General features: G+C 55.9%; 1 protein-coding gene. It reads right to left on the bottom strand.

Annotation, left to right across the window (positions count from 1 at the left end; translation table 11 throughout):
- Positions 1–20: 20 nt before the first annotated feature.
- On the bottom strand, positions 21–21,725 hold the full coding sequence (locus CLV83_RS12110) for an LEPR-XLL domain-containing protein (protein WP_165900296.1): 21,705 nt from the start codon (positions 21,723–21,725) through the stop codon (positions 21–23).
- Positions 21,726–22,563: the final 838 nt, after the last annotated feature.

Below are 22,563 nucleotides of genomic sequence, written 5' to 3'. Positions count from 1 at the left end.
AGTATTCAATATCTTAAAAATCAAATCTTCGATTTTATCAAGCTAACAATATTGCTTTTATCTGACCAATTGACTACGCCTGCTTTAATTTTACCGGCTGATCCTACGTCACTGGCGATAACACCTGGATTCGCCGGCTTCTTATTATTCTCAGCGGTAAAACTATTGCCTTCATCATCGATCTTGATCAGGAACTCGGTATTTTCTTCCGTATTTTCCAGTTCCGCCGGTTGTATATTGAACATTGAGATCAAACGAGCCTCTGCCGGGTTATACAACCGATCCAAAACCTCATCGAATATCTGCACCTGTGCCGCTTCCTTGGTAGCCAATGAGGCCCCCTGCTGAGGTGTCGCCAAAGCCTCAGAAGGCATGAGGAAGCGCTCGCCGGCCGCAAGGTTGGCATCCATGAATCCTGTACCGTGTTCAAGAGACAACACATGGCCCAGTTCGTGAACCAGGACAGAGAGCAAGTCACTCTGGCCTGCAGCTTCACTGCTAGGTGTCGCCACACGATTACCGCTCTGCGGTGTAAAGCTGCGGAACTCCTCATCCATAGAGGCGGTAGCATCGACAAACCAGCCATGTCCGGCGCCGTTGTGATCCAGGGTGATAGTCAAACCTGAGGTTTCGGCAAGCACTCGACCTTCCAGATCGGCGAAATCGATCTGGACGCTATCGAGCAGAGCCATTTCCGCGTCACCCAGCTTCATCAGCCGAGCCAGACGCTGTTTCGATTCGACCAACAACAGATTCAGCGCTTCTGCCGATACCGGGGTCGCCTCGGTCTCGGCGCCCAGGGTCTTGGCCATCAGAGCATCGCTGTGTTCGCTGAAGAAGGCATCATTGGTGGCCACACTGACACTGTCGAAGCTGGCACTACCCTCAATGACCAGCAGACCAAAACCACCATCCACGGCAACCGCGTTGAAGACATGGCCCAGCTTGGCCTGCCAGTTCTCGGCACTGCTTTCGCGCAGAGACAGATCCACAGTCGTGCCCTTGATCGACAGACCCAGGTCGTAATCGACGCCGGCACTGACCACATAATCACTGCGGCTATCGACATACCACTGACCACCCTTGTAGTGGCCGATGACTATCTCGTCACCCTCGGCAGAGAAACCTGCGTACTTGAAGTCATCTGAGCTGTAGTAGTCAAAGACGATACCGGAGGTAGCCTCAGTATTGAGGGTGGCGGAGATATCCAGTACGGAGTTCTCCTGCAGGCCGCCGTCGTGGCCCATACCCACATCGAGCAGGCTGATGGCACGGCTGCCCGATTGCGCAACCCCCTGATACTCGCCGCCAGCCAGCGTCCACTCACCACTGACCGGAACCGCCAGGAACTGAACATCGGCGTCTTCAAAGTCCTCGGTCAGGTTCAGGGTGTACTCCGGCGGCAGCACCTGGACAGCAATGTTATCCAGCGTGCCCTTGGAGTTCTCGGCCCCAAAACCGACCATACCGTCGTTCAGGCCGTAGACCCAACCATCGGCATCAACCCGCGGATCATAGGTATGGGCGAAGTAATCCTGACCATTCACCGCCACCGTTACGTTGGTACCGTTGACCGCTACCAGGACGTTATAAAACTCCCCTGGGCGAATCTTGGCGGAAGTCTCCGCATCGATGATCCAGCCCTCGGCGGTGCGGTGACCCAGCTGCATCTTGTCACGGGAGGCATCGATACCGGCAAACTTGAAGTCGGTCTCGCTCTGGTAGTCGAAGATGACGTAGCTGTTGGCTTTCCAGCCACCCTTAGGTTTCTCCATGGTGATGGTGGCGACGATCTCGAAGTAGCTTGGCAGCTGGTCATCCAGATCAAGCACGGCCACTGCATCCCCACCGATATCGGTTGCAGTAACCTGCAGTACCGAGCCATCCACTGTCCACTCGCCGCTATCGGCGAACATGGTCAGGTTCTGGCCATCGTTGAAGTCTGCAGAGCGCAGCACATCACGTGCACCACCCGGGATGTTACCTGCCTGCGGATCGGCCGGTGCGCCGGTCTGATCCTGCCAGTAGAAGTCCTTCTGAACCACTACGCCAAGCTCGCCATAGGGCTCGCCATTACGATCCGGGTCTGAGCCGGTATCGGCCGCGCGGGTCGGGTCAGCCCCATCCCCCTCGGAAAGGTCGTAGAGGTAATCCATCAACTGCGGCTGCAGTGTGCGGCTGACGGTCGCTGCGCCGAACGGCGCGAACGGTACAAGGTAGCTGTTGAATTCGCCGACCCAGTCGATCAGACGGTCGCCACCGGTGTTACCGATCAGCACATCGCGTCCGGCACCGCCGTAGGCGATATCCTCGTAGCTCGGATCGGTATCCGGCACGTCGTTATGGCCGCCATTGGTACTCAGGTCATCATCGGCATTGAGCAGATCGTTACCGAAACCGCCGTACATCCGATCCTGACCGGTACCACCGACGATCCAGTCGTTGCCCAGATCACCGAACAGGCGGTCGTTGCCATCACTGGAAACATCATCATCAACAGCCTCACCTTCAGCTTCATTGAAGTTGAGGAGGAAGCCGCCGATCCGGGCCAGTGCGTTGTACTCGTCGTAGTCGTAGAACTCACCGGCACGAAGTTCGCCAAAGCGCAGCACATCGTCCATCGGGATGGGTGAATCGAAGAACATCTCCAGTGCCTCTGCACCGGACATGGCGTCGTCACCGGCGCCGCCGTGCATAAAGTCATCGCCCCAGCCACCGTAGAGGATATCGTCGGCGTCGGCTGGATCATCGGCATCGTAATCGCTGTCGGTGAGTTTGAACGGTGTCAGATCGACGGTTTTCTTCAGCTCGCCCGAGACATTGATCACCGCCTGCTGCATATTACCCGGCGTGCTGATGGTCAGATCGAGTTCGTTGTTGGCGAAGCCCGCCACGCCATAGAGCGACTCGCCGGATGTGGTGTTGCGGCTGGTAAAGATGCGGCCATCGTCGCCGAGGATACCGTCACCGCCGGTTCCGCCGGAGATCCAGTCGGCACCGTAGCCACCGATCAGATCGTCATCTTCGCTATCGCCGAACAGGATATCCCCGCCGACCATACCGTAGATAAAGTCATCACCGGATTCACCGTGGATCTCGTCGGCAAAGCCGATATCAGCTGAGGCGTTGGCGTCATAGTCTTCACCGCCCGGTGTGTAGTCGAGCAGATCGACGGCGCGGGCGATAATACGGCGATCACCACGATCTTCGTAGTTGCTGTCAGCGTCATAGTTGAAGCTGAGGAAGGGATCGCTACCCTCTGCGCCGTTAATACCTACCAGACGATAGATATTGGCGTTATCACCCGCTATCGCATCGGCATCGCGAGCATGGCGTTCGTTAAAGACGATATCGGCTTCGCTATCGCCCACGAGGTCGTTACGGTCGATACGCTCACCGGAACCGCCGAAGATCAGATCTGAACCGGATGGAGTACGCTCATCGATGCTGTCGAGCGAGAACATGCTGGAGTTATCGCCGACGATATCATCCTGACCCAGACCACCGAAGATCACGTCGTCACCGCCGTTACCCTCGATATAGTCATCGCCGTCGGTTACCGCTTCAAAGGAGGCGGTCACATCCAGGCTGGTCGCAGCAACAGACTGCCCCGGAGTTACTTCAATCAGACCATCATCGACACGCTCGGCGCCAACGCTGTCTGGATCAACCGAAGCGATGGCTGATTCGATTGAACCGTCACCCTGGATCACATCGTTGCCGAGCTGGCCGAAGATCATATCGTGACCGGCGTTACCGGCGATGTAATCATCGCCGTAACGGTTGGATTCCAGCGCGGCAACGGTCGTGTTGTGATCCAGCTCGACAATCTGCCAGCTGGCCCAACCGGAGGTGCTGCCGGACGGGATCAGCGTTTCACCGTTGTCCGTCTGGGTATCAATCGCATTGCGCTGATCGTAGGCACCACCAGTGACCAGCACCGAGCCACTCTCTATATCAGTACCGTCGATATCGCTACGGCCATAGATATGATCGCCGCTCAGCACACGGTAGCGCAGGCTGGTGGTATCGCTGTCGCGGTTATACAGGGAGACCTGATCACCGAAGATCAGATCGTCACTCAGATCCGCATCACCGCTGACGATATCGCCATCGATCATATCGTCGCCGTGCGAACCGATGAGGATATCCTCGTCATGGTTACCGATCAGCACATCGCCATCACCAGCATCGCTGGTATCGCGCTCGGTGGTGATAACACCTTTCAGAACATTACCGACGAGGCCGATATCCACCTGGTCACCGACGATCAGGTCGGCACCGTCGGTATCGCCGTGGGAACCGGTCAGGTCATCACCCATGACCCAGTCTGAACCGGTACCGCCGATCAGAATATCGCCGCCAGCTTCACCGTTGATGGTGTCATTACCGCCGAGGGTCGGTGCCGTGGTGCGAATTCGATCAAGGGTGGATGCATCGTCACCGCCGTTTTCGATGATGGAAACGCTCTCGCCATCGACGCTAACGGTCACATCCCGATCAAATATCAGCTCGCCATTATCGCCCAGTGCGATATCAGCCCCGGCTCCCAGATAGAGGGTATCGCCGCCATAACCGCCGAGTACCCAATCCTCACCGCTGCCGGTAGTGATGCTATCCGCACCACCATCATCGGTTTCCGTGGTTTCGATCACACCGAAGGTGATCGGCTGGCCGCTGATCTGCGGCGCATTGTCTGCGGCGGCAAGTATCTGTCCGCTATCGCCTATCACGACGTTATTGCCATCACCGGCATCAACGGTATCGCCCTCGCGGCCACCGATAACAATATCGTCGCCGCCCAGTGAGGTGATGCTGTCGGCACCGCCGCCAGCTGTAGTGGAGGTAGAGACGATCTCATCAATGTCGGCGGGGTTGCTGTCATCACCAACGCCACTACCACCGAAGTCGGTACCGGTGTAGACGATCTTACCGTCATCGCCGATGACCAGGTTGTCGCCGGCATCCACATCAATATTGTCGCCACCCGCACCGCCGAAGACGATATCGCGGCCGGTTCCGGTATTGATGATATCGGCACCGCCATCATCGAACTGGGTGGTTTCAACAGTGCCCAGCGTCATCGGCTGACCACTGATCTGCGGAGCGTCTGCTGCAGCGGCACGGATGCGACCGCTATCGCCGATCACCAGGTTATCGCCGTCACCGGCATCTATGGTGTCACCTTCACGGCCACCGATGATTATGTCATTACCGCCAAGCGTAGTGATGGTATCGACACCACCGCCGGAGGTTGTGGAGGTGGAGATGATCTCGTCGATGTCGGAGGCATCATTATCATCCCCCGGGCGCACTGTCGGCATGGCCGGGAAGTAGGCCAGGCCCATGTAGATCAGGGTGGCATCGTCACCGATCACGATATTGTCACCGTCACCGGCATCCAGCATATCGCCGCCGTAGCCACCCATCACGATATCGGCACCGGCATTGGCCTCCACTATATCGTTGCCGCCAGTGGTACCGTCATCGATGCTGCTGGTGATGCGGCTGACGCTGTTGAGGATCAGATCGATCACCGCGTTGTCGCCGATTATCAGATCACCGCCATCATCGCTGCCGTTGGAGGCGGACACATCGTCACCGTAGATCGTATCGCCACCGGTACCGCCGAGAATAGTATCGGAGCCCGCCTCACCGGAGATGGTATCGGCGCCGCCCATACCATCCTGATAGCTTTCAATGGTATCAAGGGTGCTCAGATCGCCACCGGCATCGGCGTCATAGGTCAGCTTGCCGTTATCGCCGAGCAGGATATCGTCGCCGGCACCGCCGTTGATGATATCCGGGCTGCCCTGAAGACCGCCGAAGATAATGTCGTTACCACCCTCGCCGTTCAGTGTGTCGTTGTAGACACCCGCGCCATCGGTCGGGCCTCCGACGTAGTCCAGCGTTTCGATGGTGGTAATCACACCATCGTCATAGCTGATCTTGCCGTTGTCACCGAAGATGATGTCTTCGTTATCTCCGCTGTGAACGGTATCGCTACCGGCGCCACCGATAATGCGATCACGGCCGTTGCCGGAGGTGATGGTATCGTTACCGCCGTAGGCGAAACCGATGCTGCGGAAGCTGGTGAGCAGAGAGATAACCGGTGTCGGATCTTCCGAGTCGAACACCGCCAGATCGCCAGTAGGCAGGGTCAGATCGATGCGCGCACCGTCACCGGCCACCATATTGTCGCCGTCACCGGCATCAATGGTGTCGTTACCGGCACCGCCGAATACCTGGTCATTACCGGCACCGGCGTTGATCAGATCGTTACCACCCACGCCGTTATCCACGGTCAGAATCAGGCTCGGATCACGGACCACGCCATCGGTCTGGTCTTCCGGATAGGTGGAGATACGGTATTCACTTTCATCCCCCGCCTCAGGTCCCGGCGGATCCAGGCTATCGTCGAACGGTTCGGTGGTAAGAGAAGTGGCGTCGTTACCAAGAATCAGCTTCGGTGTCTGCAGGAAGCCGAAGCCGTTGTTGACGTCCACATAAAGCCCACGCAGACCGATATCGTCGCTGCCCAGACCGTCCTGCAGTTCATCCGGTGTCGGGAAGGCAGCACCACTGTCGGTCAGCGTATCCGGGTCATCTCCGTTAGTGTCATCCACGTAGGAGGTAACAAAACCGAGGATCGGATCCACCGCATAACCCAGGCGGGTAACGATGGCGCCCTCTTCATTGAAGAAGTCCACACGCCCTTTATCACCAAACAGGATGTCATTGCCGGAGCCACCGGTGATCTGATCATCGCCTTCACCGCCGAAGGCGATAATGCGCAGGGTGGATTCCAGTGCCGAGCCGCCCGGTCCCCAGTTCGGGGCGCCATTGAGAATGTCGTCACCCTTGCCAAGATCAACCGCGATGTTGCCATCCGCCGGGTTGATAATGCGGAACTGGTAGCCATCCGGGAAGTCAGCGGGATCGCCCGCAATCTCATCCGGGATGAACTCGCCCTCAAGCTCCAGCGTATCTGCACTGTTGCCGACGATATTCAGCGACTGTTTGACGGTGACGTTATCGCCATCCACTTCGATGATCTGCAGCTGCATACCCGCCAGGCTGTCATCACCACCGAAATCCGCGCCTTCAGAGTAGATCTCAGCGTAGGCATTAGGCTCAGGCCCGGTGTAGTCGGTCACTTCGAGGGCATCTTCAGGATTGCTGGCCTCATCGTTCAGGCCAAACAGCAGCATATCCTGTTCGTTGACGAAGAGATTAACCACATCGCCCATTTCATCGCCATCACGATTCGGGTCGCTATCCCAGGGAATGGTCTCGTCGCCGCTGCGGATAATGGTCCAGCTCTGGTAGCCATCATCACGCTTGTAGGTGCCGAGTACGTTCAGAGTGTTGTTACCCACACCCAGATTGATGTCGATCACCTCAAGGTCGTTGTAGCTGATACCTCCCGGACGCAATTGATCACCGATAGTGATATCCGGGCCCATATTCAGGCCGTACAGGCGTGTAGTAGTCAGGGTACCGGTGCTGTCTGCCGGGCTGTCGGAATCATCGACAAACATCACGTCGATCTGGATCGTCTCATCAACGAAGAAGTTCAGGCTCTGCGCGGTGATGGCGTAGCTCTTGATATCGGTCCAGCTTTCGCCCGCTTCCGAATCGAAACCGTATGCCTCGTTGATTTCGATAACCACCTCTTTGTCACCGGTACCGGCCAGGTCACCGGTCAGACCGATAATCTGGCGGAACTGGCCGATGGTGGAGTGAAGCAGATTTTCCAGGTCCTGAACCGCTGTTACCTCGATGGTGTTGTCGATCAGTTCGCCGATCTCGGTCAAACCGTTTTCGGCCAGTGAGCCAACGAGATCATCATAATTCACGGTGAGGAAGCGGCCATCTTCAGAGATATCCAGGAGGTCGCCATTGGCCGGTTTTACGTTGGTTTCATCCGGCAACATCAGCGGATTATTGATATCCATAGAGCCGGAACCACCCGCGCCATCGACAAATACCGGTCCAAGAATGCCACTGAGAGTATTCGGTCCCGGTGCGAACTCTTTGGTATCGCCACCATCGACCACTTCATCATCTATCGCTTCTATACCAACGGTCAGAGGGATATCCCAGTTGCTGTCGTCGAAGGTAACGGTGAAGGTGCCATCGCCGTTATCCACCATGCGGGCATCCAGATCCGGGTTGGACAGGATGACCTGTATGGCATCGTGGCGGATACCACCGGTGCGGGTGGTTTTGGTGATCTCGGGGGTCAGCGTCAGCGTGACGGTTTTGCCATCCTCCGGTGAGGCTGTCAGCACCAGCTGATAGGTATCTCCACGCAGCTCGGCCGCGATATCCTCGATACCATCCACATCCACCTCGATCAGGTCGGTAGAGCCGTTGGTCTCGCGTACCAGCACAGTGGGCGCATCGTTATCGGACATGCGCACCAGTATCGGTGGGTTGAAGGTGCTGGCGAAGCCATCATTGGTGGTCTTGTACTCGACAATGATCGGCCCACTGACTGAAACAAGTCCCGGATTCTCCAGGTCATCATCAGTGAAGATGATCTTGTTACCGGAGATTACGTAACGGATATCGCCGGCGCTCTCGCTCTCGCTCTCCAGCGCGTAGATATCAACGCCATCGACGGTAACGGAGATGATACCGTCGGTGGTGCCAATGGCTGCCGGGTCCGGACGGTGGTTGAGACCCACAAAGTAAGTCGCATTATCCTCGGTATAGAAGAAGTTATCGGTCTGTTCACTGGTGGCATCGCTATCGCCACCGCTGACCTCAAACTGGATCAGTTCGTTGTGGAAGCCTTCACGCAGGCCATCATCCACCGCCCGCACGACGATGCTCGCGGTGTCGGTATTACTAAAGATCATCGAGGTGATCGGACCACTGCCAATAGCGGTCGCATCAAGAATTTCGAGCTGATCCTCGTCGAAGATGAAGTTAACGGTGACATCACCGGTGGGCACTTTGCTCAGCTTGATATTGAGCACATCCCACTCACCGATCTGATCGCCATCGCCACCTTCAATCACCGCGGTAATGGTGTCGTAATCATCCACCACATCGGATGCGTTCAGCACATCATCGTCGTCATCGAAGCCGACGGTTTCATCGACCTGGATGCCGTTGAAATCGTTGTCGTTGATCTGCACCTGCACGCTCGGCAGGATCAGGCCATCGTAGATTTCAATGCGGAAGACGCTGGTGCTGTCCAGATCGGTGCTCCAGTCGCCGTTAAGGATCAGTCCATTATCGCCGGTGTGGCCAAGGATCATCCTCTGCTGGCCGGCACCGGCACCACCGATAACCTGTAGTATGCGTCCGGTGAGCCCTTCGGCACCCAGCCCACCCGGCAGGTAGTTAGCCGGGAAATCGGCCTCTGCGTAGAAGATAGTGGAATCATCCGGGTAACCGTCTATATCCAGCGCATCCGGTGTTTCGTTGACGCTGTCGACCATGCCCACCAAAGCATCGTCGATACGGATCTCGAAGGTGCTATCGGTATCCGGCAGATCGGTATCGCTCCAGGCGCGATCCAGTGTCAGCGTCCAGGTACCGGCATTATCAACCGCATCGACTATGTAACGGCTATCCCCAATACCTATGCCCTCGATGATCTGGATCGAGCGTCCAATCACCTGTTCAACGGCCCAGCCGTTGAGAGGATCGGTAAGGGTAACGGTCAAGCCATCCTCAACCGTATCTGAGGCCAGGTCGCCCTGAATCGCGTCGGTACCGGCCACTACGATATGGTTGATCACGCCGTAGTGGATGCCTTCATAGGCGTTATCATCGAAGCTGAACTCAAGATCGTCGGCGATGCCGTTCGTGTTGTCATCGGCGATTGGATCAAAGCCATCGGTTTCAGGACGAACAAATACTCCGCCTATCGGCGACTTACCTGTTTTATCCTCAAGTACCTTTGTATCTGCGTAAACATTGACCACCTGTGGGAGATACCAGTTATCGGTGGTAAAGGTCAGGCTCACGGAGGTGCCATCGGCACTTTCAACGCCGGTGGGCGACTCGACCCTGAAGGCGAAGGCTCCCAGTTCGCGGTTCTGGCTTGACGGCAGCGGCGCCAGCGCCTTGATCACCACATCCTCATCCGGCTTGCGGGTCAGTACGATCTCGTAGGAGTCACCGCCACCCTCAAATATGCTGCTCTCGGTCACGATGGTAGAGCCATCGGTCTGACGGATCACCGCAAAGGGTTCTTCGTTATCCGCCACATTGCTGGAGATACCGAACAGGGACTGGGTGCTGAAGCTCTCGTCGCTGTCTTCGGTAGTCTCGATGTTATGCAGCACCAGACCGCTATGGCCGAGCAGGTCGTTGGAAACCACCGGCGGCGTATCGCCGGACATGAAGAAGGTATCTTCACCCAGGCCACCAAAGAGCTCGGTCATCACCTTCTCGCTGGTGGACTGCACGAAGAAGCGGTCGTTACCCTCGGCGCCATCCACGCGCAGGGACTCGATATTGACGAAGTTAACATTGAGACCGGCGCCATAGACGCCATCCTCAGTCACTACAAAGTCATCACCAAACTCGGTACCGATCACCACCAGGGTATCGAAGCCGTCACCGCCATCGATATTGACCGGTGCATTGACCGCATATTCAACCAGGTCGGCACCGGCACCGCCGGTGATATCGGTACGCTCACGCTGCGGTTCCTGAGAGCCGGCCAGCGCAAAGGCACGCACGGTAAAGATATCGTCGCCATCGCCGCCGTTGAGGGTCAACACCGCCAGGTTATGGAATACGGTGAACTCGTCGTTACCGGCGCTGCCTTCGATGGTCATCGCCTGACTGATACCGTTGGAGAGCCAGCCTCGGGTGGTTTCGATGGTCAGGAACACATCATCGATGGCGACATTAGCATCGCTCTCGGTACGCTGGGTTCTGAACATCTGGCCGATCTGGAAGCGGTCGTCACCGAGGTTACCGTCGATGGTGAACTCAGCGGCGGTATCATCGGCCGCAACATAGTCATCACCCAGGCTGGTATCCAGCTTGATCCGCTCCAATGACTTGGAGTAGTTGATCCGCTCAACCGCGTTGAAGTCGTTCAGCAGGGCGACGAAGGCGTTGGAGCCATCGGTATTGGAACGCAGCAGGTAAGTATCATCGAACGGCGTACCGGTAATCAGCAGCACATCGTTATCATCGTCATTGACGCCAGAGTCGATAACGCTGATCAGCGAGCCGGTAGCCCCACCCTGGTTCTTGGTCAGATAGTTGTCGCTGCCCTCCTGGCCATCAAGGAAGTCGTTACCCTTGGTGGCGGTAATCACATCATCGCCATCACCGCCCTTGATCAGGTCACCGCCAGCGCCACCGTCCAGGTTATCGTCGCCATCATCGCCGTAGATCTGGTCACCTTCACCGTTACCGTAGATCCAGTCGGCACCGCCATCACCGTGAATAACATCGGCACCGCTGTTGCCGTAGATGGTATCGGCAGCGCCACTGGTCGGATCGCCCTCATCCCCGTAGATCAGGTCACCGCCGCCGCCACCGAAGATTAGATCCTCACCGGTGCCGCCGTAGATCTCATCGGCCTCGCCGCCATCGCCGTTAACCGCGTTGTCTTTGTCGTCAGCCTCGGCAAAGAAGCCGGTATCGCCGAAGATGATATCGGCGCCGCTGCCACCATTGATGGAGTCGGGACCGAAGCCGCCGAAGATGATATCGGCACCGCCATCACCATCGATGGTATCGCCACCGTTACCGCCAAACAGAATATCGTTATTGGCACCACCGGAGAGGGTGTCGCCGAAGCTTGTAGCGAGCTCTTCGGTTTCACGCACACCGCCCTGATTAAGCGCTTTCAGATTACTGAATACCTTGATCGCTGAGGGCGAACTGAAGGTGAGCAGCGCACCGTCACCAACCACCAGATCGGTGCCGCCATTACCGCTGACATCGTCAACGCCGCCACCGCCGATCAGAATATCGTTGCCTGCGCCACCGCTCAGGGTATCGCCGCTGTCAGTTCCCTTCACCTTCACGGTCAGGGTCGGGCCAGACTCTTCATACTCATCGCCAATCACCAGATCATCGCCATAGCCGGCATCGATAATATCGACACCGGAGCCACCGATGATCAGATCTCTGCCGCCGGTAGCCGTGATGATGTCATTGCCGGCGCCGCCACGGATGATATTGAAGCGGCTGCCGCTGACGCCGCTCGTCGGTGCCCCCTGAACATTGAGGATGTCATCGCCTTCGCCCAGGTCTACCTCCAGGTAGATCTCGTCGTCGTCGAAACCGATCAGCTGGAACTCATCATTCCCGGCACCGCCGTTTATCTTCAGCGTGCTGCCTTCATCCATTTCATAACTGAGCAGCAGATCGGAGTCTTCACCCAGCACAGCACCGGGGCTGGTGACATCGATCTGTACCTTGCCACCTGAAGCGTTGTGCTTGGTGATGGTCAGCACCTCGCCGATGTCTGAAGTAATGCCCAGCAGACGATCCTCGGCGTAGTCACCGGTATTCAGGATCAGGTCGCCGTTATCCAGCTCTGTGGCCAGAATCGGCGGCCGCGCAAAGTCGATCTCGAAGGTGAGTATCGTGATCGGCGGCGTAATGTCGAACTCAAGATCGATGGAGAAGAGTTTGAAGTCGATTTTCAGATAAGCGAACAGCTGGGCAAAAATTTCACCGGTCACATCAAAAATAGCCAGAGGCGCTAACACCGGAGAACCGTACTTGGCCTCATTCAAAAAGTTGCCTGCCAGTTCAGGCAAGCGGATTTTACCGTCGCTGTTCGGGTCAAACAGATCAAATTCAATCTGTATGAACAAGCCACCGCCAACGCCTGCGCGAGCAATACCCAGGTTCAATTCAGCCGCCGCGGTGATACCGCCCAGGAAGGTCAGTTCCGGCACATCCAGACCGGAGCCATCCGGGTTTTCGGTATCGGAAATATAGAAACCGCCCAGAATGAGGGCCGGGTTTTCAAAATCGGTTTCGGCAAACTCACGAATACCCGCAGTATCGAAGCCCACGGCAAAATCGATCTCAGCGGAGATCTCCAGCCCTATGGCAATACCCAAGGGACCATAAACCGGGAAGTACTGACTCCACTGGAAAGCGGCATAGAAACGACCGATATCGTAGGTCACCAGCACCGCATCATTGCCCATCAGAAGCCCCAATATCTGCATTGGGTCTTCAAAGATCGGGAAGCCAAAGGCCCCCTTCTCATGGCTGGTTACCTTGGTCATTGTCTTTTTGGTCTTGCCGATATCGGCACTACCGGAACCATCCAGATTACCGATGGCAGAAGCGACATCTCCCACCAGTCCACCTATAGCACCGGCAACATCCTGAGCATCCTCAAACACCTCCTCAGCTTTCGAAGCCGCGCTGGTCAGCAGCGGCGTCAATGAGAACAGGACATCGAAACCGTTGTTATAAACAACGAACTGGTCGGCAATCGGCAGCAACAGGCTGGTATCATCACTGATCGCTGCGATCTCGTTGATCAGGGTAATCACCTCAGCGATGGTCTCGATCAGCGAAGGATCGAAGTCACCGAAGGTGGCCGCAAGATCGAGCAGCGTCAGCTCCAGACCTAACTGAGCCAGCGGCGGCAGCGGTGTGGTAAACACATCGATAATTGGCTGAATCGGCCCGGTAAACTTGGCCACCTCGTCGACGATCGGCCCCAGTACTTCACTGACATACTCACCCAGATCCAGCTGGATATCGTAGAAGCCAACCACTTTCAGGCCGTCAGAGATCATGTCACCTGACAGATCCTCAAGATCGGCATTGATTGCCCAATAGAGCAGGAAGTCGGAGGTGACGGTGGGGAATCCGGTCAGCCCTAAGTCGTCGTTTAACCCCAGTTCAAGCGCCAAGGCTACCGTGGCTTCGGCATCGACGTGGAAGTCGAAGCCCAGGCTACCCAACTGGGTAAAGCCGATACGGGCGTCTCCGGCATCCTCATCCAGGGATTCATTGAAGAGGTCAATGGTGAAAGCGGCGGTGATGCCAGTAGAGAAGGTACTGATATCAATACCGTTGGTAATATCGAGATCATTGTCGATATTTAGGTCGGTCACCGTGCCGACCAACTGCAGGAATGCAAGCTGCCCGGTAATCTCGGTGCCTTCACTAAACTCGGCCTCCAGATGTACCTCAAGCTCGGGATCGACACCCTCATCGTTGCGCACCTGGATAAAGAAGCCCTCTGCGAAAGAGAGGCCGAAGGTCAAATCCATTGCCCACCAGACATCGAGCCCGAAATCCCCTTCAGTTTCCAGGCCCAGGCCCGGAATACCGATATCAAAGCCGAAGCCCGCATCGACCAGAGAGAAAACCTGACCCAGCGTCATGTTCCAGAGGATCTCGGTTTCACCGATCTCATCCGATTCGCTTTCGCTGTAATCGTTCAGACCATCAAAGCCGGTACCGAACAGGTAGTCGTCATAGTTGGTCATCAGGCCGATCGCTTCGCCTGGCGATGCCAGGCTCAATGCATCGGTCCACACCTGATCAGACGATGAGTTCGGGTCCGCGCCCTCTGGCAACAGGATACCGAGTCCGTCTGGGCCTAAAAGATCAAACAACATCTTGGAGATGATGTTCTTGTCCGGATCGGCAAAGTCGAGGGCCGCATCCTCCACCGCTTCAATCGCATCACGCAGTGGCCCGATCAGCTCATCACGAATGGTCTGGAAGAAATCCGCCGCCTTGGCAAAATCATCGCCGAGGATCGGGAAGGTAAAGCCGCCTATCTCACCGGACAGTGTGTCATGGAGGAATTCAAGCAGATAATCGACACCGTCCACCGCCAGAATCAGAGTAGAGAACAGGCTCAGATCATCGAGGCTGAAGTCGGTAAAGAAGCCCAGCGGCTCGGAAAGATCCACCACCAGATCGCCTGCACTGGGGCTTGTACCGTCAACCTTAAAGAACGGGCTGTCGATATTGGCCAGGTCGCCGTAACCGCTGCCGAAGGTTTCACCGATCAGGATATCGCCGATATGGTTACCTTCGTTGGGGAAGAATACCGGCAGACGACCATCGACCGAGCCGGAGATCACCTCGGTGCCATCACCAACGGTACCTTCAAATGCACCACCTAAGCCGATACCGCCCAGCGTTACACCACCGCTAACGTCCAGCAGTGCGCCTTCGATCGCACCACCATCAAACTCTGAGGTCGTCATCCCCCCTGCTGCAAAATCGACCTTCACGCCGGCGGCTGCCTGCAGGTGTATCTGGGAAATATCGGTCTCCGCCGGGTTATCCAGTCGTTTATCACCGATAGCGACCATGAACGGTCCAAGGCCAGCAGTGAAGGAAATATGCTCGCCACCCACGGTGATACCGCCTACCGCCTGGGTACCATCAAGTATGTAGAATTCACCGGTCTCGGTATCGATACCGAAATCCAGCGTCATCAACACGGCACCTTCAGCCGCCAGATCAGCAAAACCGGCCAGGTTAAGGGTATCGCCGAACACTTCCGGCAGATTCAGGTCGCTGTCACTGAAGCCCACCGGCAGGCTCTCGGTAAACACCGCACCCAGATTAAGGCTCAACTGCAGCAGGTTGCCATCGACAAGCGCGATATCCACCGCATCGGTTGGAGCCGAGAAAGGATCGGTATCCCCCGGGTCCGCCTCGTCATTGGCATTAAGTACATCGACTATCGCGTCGAACTGCGATGAAGAGATGCCGATGGCGGTATTAAGCTGAGTTTCAAGCAGCTGCAATGTCGTTGCAGGGTTGTCGATAGCATCATCGATCATCTGCGTATACTGCTCGGCCAGGCCCAGCAGGTCGTTGAAGCTCTTATCGATGACCGGCAGGTTTACATCAAGGAAGTCGAAGGACTCAAACTGACTGAGGAAGGCTGAAACAGCCTGCAGCAGATCAAGTATGTTGCCGAAGCCGAAGTTCTCAAAGTCGAGGAGGCTATCGAAACCGGTGGTATCCACATCCACCAGCGGCGACAGTGAGGCGCTTTCCAGCAGTTCCAGCTCGGCGGCTACCGTTTCGTCAGGCAGAGTAAAGTCGTCGTAGTTATCGTCAGCCGACAAGGCTTCGATAGTCACCAGTGTGGTTTCGTCGATGCTGTCATAAACGGCTGAGACGACCTTGGCCCGTGTCGGCTTACTGGTTTCATCATCAGGATCCACAGGCGGCAGAGTGATCACCAGATACTGCTCGTCACCATCGGGATCGCCATTGCTGTCGCTATCAAGTTCAGCATCGGTCAGTAGTGCGCTAAAATCGCCATCCACTTCAAACGTGGTGGCACTCAGCTGGGTATAGTCGGCCTCCACCAGCCGCAGCCCCAGCAGCGGATCGCCAGAGGCTACGATGCGCATGGATATGGTGGGATTATCCGCATCGAACAGGGCTGCAATAGCTGAGAAATCGACCGAACCCGCCTCTATACCCACCTCAAGGTCGAGATAGCCATACTCGTTAGCTGCATCTATCGCCTGAATTTCGGCCAGTGGCGAAAGCGTCGGCAGGTCAAACACATCACGCAGGCCCAGGTCGCTAAAGTCGACATTCTGCAACTGATCGAGAGTTAGAACACCGTCCGTGTCGAAGAGTGAACCTGCATCGTCACTGATACCCAGTGCCACTTCGATGCCGACGTCCAGTTCACCAGTGATATTCACGCCAACGAAGCCGACCCTTGCGGTTGCATTGACGCCTGTCTGCAGCACCCCAATACCACCGCTAAGACCTGCAATGCTGAGCGCAGAGGTATCCCAGTCGATAGTGATTGTGTTGGTATTGGTATCGACGGCGGTAATTTCATAGGTACCGGCGACAAATCCGCTGGCATCGAATACCTCTATATCCAGCCCGACCACGTCGCTGGCAAAGGCATAATCGCCCGAAGTGAGTTCAGTGCTCGCTCCGGTGGTGACGACCTCCAGTCCCTCAATCAGGTGGCCGGCCTGCACGCGCGCCGATGCGGTCAGGAACTGGTCCAGATTGGAAGAACTGACGTAGAAACGATCAGCCACAGTGACACCGCCAATCGCCTTACCCTCGATCTGACCGGTGGGGTGAATACCGGGATCGAACAGGCCCGCATTAAGGCCGAGTTGAATGCTGGCCTTCGAGGCGTTCAGCCCTTCCACCCTGAAGCTTGCCGGGTTGGGATCGACCTCACCCTCGTCAAACGCGGTGAAGCTCGGATCAGTCAGGACAATGTAGGTATTGGACTCATCATTGGGCGTGCTCGGGTCGTCCAAACCGTAGGAGGCGACCACCGACCCAGCCGCATTGATCGCTCCGATAATGTCATCGAAGGTAAGATCGCCACTATCGAAGGAGACTGTGTAGCTGGTGCCATCTGCCTGGGTAATCAGCAGGTCGGCATTATTGGAGTCGAACTCTGTCGCCGCAGCGCCGAAGCCTAGTTGATCGGCATTACTGCCGGATGTGAGTTTGAACTCACTGACAGCCACTTCCACGTCGTCAGCATTGAAGCTCGCTCCATCTTGCAGCGTGATCACCAGCCGTGTGCCCTGCACATTCACATCCAGCAGTTGGCTCAATGTGGGAGTTTCAGGGTCTGCTGGATCGCTGCCCAGGAAGGTTTCGGAGCCCCCCAGATAGGTGTTGGCAAAGGCGTTACGGATATCTGCCTGGAGATCGATAATATTGGTATTGGACTCGGTATCCGCCTGCAGAATGGTGACCGTGGTTGTCACACGGTTACCTGTATCGGCAGCCGCGTCGAAATCGGTACCGCTGTAGTTCAGGGTAATATCAAAGCTGGCGTCCGCATCCAGCTGGCCGATGATGGTTCTGGCATCGCCAGTGCCGGCCATAAACAGGCGATCTCCACTGTCCAGGGCACCAGGGTCAGTATTGTTTATCAGCTTAACCGACGGTATACCGATCTGGCTGACGGCGGAATCAGAACTCTCTGCACTGGCCTGGATACTCTTCAGGCTACCGGCTACCTCCTCAGCTACCGCGACTCGGTTATCAATCCAGCCAAACTCTATCAACGCATCCAGTGCAGCGTCATTTGCCAGCTGATCGTTGAGATCCGATACCAGATCTTCGATGGTTACGTTGTCTTCAGTATCGGCAGCGGCGATGGTGAAGTCATAGGTTTCGACATTATTGTCGGTTTCGGTAACCGTCAGGGTGAAGTGAGCATCCGAAGTCAGGCGGCCGACCAGGGTACTGGGCGAGGCTTCGGCGGTGATCGCCGGATCGGTTTTCACCTCGACACCGAAGTCACTCAGGTTCTCGCCATTGATGCTGCCGCCGGCAAGCCCTGCATCAGACAGATCGAAGCCGAGGATCATATCCAGACCACCATCGGCGGTGACCACCAGGCGGGTATCGCTCTCGATATCCAGCAGCGGAGCCAGATCCAGTTCGAAGTCGGTGGGCAGCTCAAACGCGAACAGATCGGCGCTGGCCAGGTTGATCTCGTAACTCAGGCGCTCAGTGCTCTCGTCGTAGTTGGCGCCACTGCTGTAGTTAGCGGTCTGATCGATGCCGAAGATACGCAGCAGTTGAGCAAACTCCTGCGCGGTGCGGTAGGTCGCGCTGTTGTTGGCATCCAGCAGTTTTGCGGTATCGTCGCCGAGGCCGGTATTATCGCTGAGCATATCAGCGGTAATTTCCACGTCGGTTTCAATAAAGCTCCCCACGCCATTGCGCTTGTAGCTGACCTTGAACACACCGGCTGCCAGTGAGCCCAACACAGCCGGCGAAGCAACCAGGCGCCAGACATCGCCATCATCGACAGCCAGCTCCTCTGTCCCGGTAAAGCCAAACGCATCGTAAATACCGGAGTCGACCTCTACGACCTTCAGATTAGTCAGATCTGGATCAACGGTAATAAATTCAATGGCACTACCGCTACCCTGCACCTTAACCAGGCCGCCCAGACCTGCGGTTTCCAGCGCGTTGTTCAGATCGGTTACCAGGCGGTTACCGCCATCTTTGCTATCGTCGGCCCCCTCATCGAACAGCAACGCATCGGAGAAGATCTCGCCCCAGTCCAACAGTTGATCCAGCCCGGCCGAGACAAAGGGGATCTCCACCGAGTGCAGCAGATCGTTGTTGCGCAGTTTATCCAGCGTGGATGCATACTGGCCCAACACAGAAACGATGCCGGTAGGATCGATAGCGGTGAAGTTAAGGAAGTGCTGGAAGCCGCCGGTTACCGCGCTCCCCTCGGTATTGCCATCGAACAGCAAGTCCGGGTTAGCTGACAGGAAGGGGTTGGAGTCCGAAGTGGTAATGGCCGCCAGATAATCGAAGTTATCCATTGCGTTGATATGGTCATCGATACGCAGTTGCAGATCGATGGTCATGCTTGCGCTGCCGGTGAACGCCGCATCGGTTTCAGTGAGTGGTGTCGCATCGGTATCGATCAGCGTACCGCTGGTATCGAAGTCATCAGACAGATCCGTTTGATCGATATCGCTGGTTTGCGCCAGATTCACCTGCAATCCGGCATCCAGATCCAGCTCACCTTCGGCGTAGACCGCCAGGAAGCCGACCTCGGCCTGTAGATGGGAAGCATCGACACCACTTACCGCATCCTTGGTCGTGGTGGAATTGGCGTTGATTCCCGATTCAAGGCTGCTCACATCCAGACTGAAATCGTCGCCGCCAAAAGCGCTCAGCAGGCTAAGAGACAGATCAAAGTTTACGCTGGTATCCGCCTGCATACGGGACAGGTCAGAGAAAACAATGCCGTTGCCATCGCCCTCATCACCGAGTTGGATACCGAAATCGCTGCTGCGGGTACCCTCAAGGTCCAGATCCAGACGGATTTTGGGTGCACCATTCTCGATACTGACGACCAGACCCGCACCGCCCAGAACTTTAAGTGTCAGATCACCGGTGTTACTGAGATAGCTCTGTACATCATCGATCGCGATATTGGGCTCACCGGGGATAATCCCTTCCTCGGGAATGCCAAACAGGTCGGCCGTAGCCGTATCTGCAGCGGAGACCTGGAGATCACTGACCTCATCACTGGTGACCTGGAAGTAGATACGTCCATCACGTTCACCGGCCACCAACTGGCCGGTAAAGCCCGCCGTAATGAGAGCGGCGTTTAGGTCATCGACAAAGCTCTGCACCGTGTCGTCACTGGTGGTAACGGTGACAGTCTCATTATCGAACAGGCTTAGCAGTCCACTGGCGGTGGAGATGACAAAGCTGAACTCATCACTGGTGGTCCAGTCTCCATCCTCTATGCCCAGTGGTGCCAATATGGAAGCGCCGAGGTACTCGAGGGTGCGGCCACCACCGGAGAAAGCGTTATCGAGATGGGTTACCAGACTATCGGTATCCAGCGCACCGGCATTATCGATCTGGTAGTCGGCGATCTCATGACGCAGCTCGTCTAACAGCTCGACAAGACCATTAAGTTGGCCAAGCTTGACGCCGTTGCCGCTGTCATCACGCAGGATCGGCAGTTCGGTATCAAACTGCTCGTAGCTCATCAACTGCGTGGAGAAGGCAATCAGGCTGTCGACACCATCGAGCAGTTCGGTGAACTGGCTATCCGCCATTTCCAGATCAGCGCCGACTATATTTTCGATGTTGTCTTCGGTGCCGCCGCTTAGCACAAAGGCGCTCTCGGCACCTGCGCTATCGACAATGGTCACCTCATTCGCGCCAGTGGGCGTAACACTGATCGGACCAGCGGCAAAGCCGGAGAAATTGAGAGTATCGTCGCCGCCGGAATCGCCCTCGGTCAGGGTCAGGTTAGGCGCCCAGCCATCTTCGATGTAGTAGGTATCATTGCCGGCGCCGCCCAGGATCACGACGTCTGCATTGAGATCTTCAAGATTGGATAGGGTAATAGATTCATTACCAGAACCCAGCTGGATGGTAATTGTGCCGCCCACTCCTGGGTCGGTGAAGATATGCTCCTCAATGGAACCGCTTAGTGACTCAAGCTTAAAATCGTCTGGGTTACTGTCGAAGCTCAGTTTGAAGGAGTCGTCGGTAAGGGATGAAAGATCGAAGGTGATGGTGCCGGTGCCAAGGGTCGGGTTGGTGATCTCGACCGGTTCAAACCCTCTGTACTCGATCAATTCACCATCGACGCTGATAAACCCGGAATCAGGTCCGGTTGGCGTGTATGTCTGCGATGCCCCGCCGCTTACCTCAACCGTATCGAAGCCACCATCACCGCCCTCCAGCAGGTCAACGAAACCGCCAGACTCGAAGGTAAACAGATCCTCGTTACCTGCAGCGCCCTCCAGGGTCTCAACATCGCTGAAGCGAACACCGAACACTTCGCCACTATTCTCGCCATCGATAATCCAGTGCGCATCATTACTCGGGCCGATCAAGCGGTCATCGCCCTGCTCACCGAAAAAAAGCACATCGATGCTCAGCGGCGAGTCCAGGCCGATGGTCAGGCTATCGGACTGGTCGCTGCCGGTAATGCGGACCTCTGAGGTTTCCTGCAGCAGGCGCTCTTCGAGAAGCTCACCATCCTGATCGACGATCTGCAGATATTCGTCGGCATCGTCCAATCTCAGCGTGACATCGGCGGCTAAATCAGAGGCGATAGCAAAGTCGAAGGGAACGAGGTCAGCGGAGAGAAGAAAGCGGGGTTCGAGCGCCTCTACCTGAGGCAGCGCTGGCGAGCCCTGATGTGATTTGCGTTTGAAAAGCCGGGGAACTTTGCGCGGTATCGATTTGCGCGCGAACCAGGATAGCTCGTTGGGCTCGAACACAGGTCGAGCCCCTCCGCGAGAAACATTAGCGGAACTAAATGGGAAAGCCATTGTTTGCCCCCTACCCCACTTGGGTGGAAAAGGGCTTCCAGTCGCGCGGTCAGATACTACTGAGCCTTAACAACATCAATCAAACCTTCGAGCAACTCCAAGCCCTGCAAAATAGGTATCCCTACCGCAAATTCATCCAACGGCTGCGCTGAAACAACAACTACCCGCATCCAATTCGTTTTTGGAACGGTTTTATCACGCCCGCTAATTCCTTTGCATGGGAGTCTATGAAGGGAGGGGTAAAAGTCAAACGCTTGTACGAAAGTGGCTCACTATGTACATGAAACAAAATTGGAAACGACTATTTTCAAAAACCATTTAAAATCCAAATAGATAATCGCTAACCCTGGCGGCACCGAACCTGGAAACCGCTGCCAATGTCACTGCACAGAGACAATTAAGCAAAAGCTAAATCAAATCTTTTCATATTGCATGGACAGATAAAAGCCGGAAGCAGGCTTCTGCTCTGAGATAGAGCGCTGCTGCAGAGAATGCCTGGCGTGGCTGTTTCTGGAGCAAAAAGACTCGATTCACCGATGAGGTGAACACCATGAACCCTATTGGATCGGACATTTCAATTCAATTTACATACAGCGGCGTATATATATATCTCAGGCAAAAAAACATTGAATGCCGCTATTAATAATCTGTTGGCATTCCCATTTTCAGCGACCTAAAACCATGTTTTTACAACCACTCGCTCATAACGTCGCTTTCCCTAAATAAAAACGCAGATGAATCTACTTCTCATCTTTAATATCAGCTGGCCCACCTATTTCTAATGTTT

This window comes from Marinobacterium mangrovicola, assembly GCF_004339595.1.
Classification (GTDB): Bacteria; Pseudomonadota; Gammaproteobacteria; order Pseudomonadales; family Balneatricaceae; genus Marinobacterium_D; species Marinobacterium_D mangrovicola.
The sequence above is the reverse complement of the archived record's forward strand: the minus strand, read 5'-3'. Positions and strand labels throughout refer to the sequence as shown.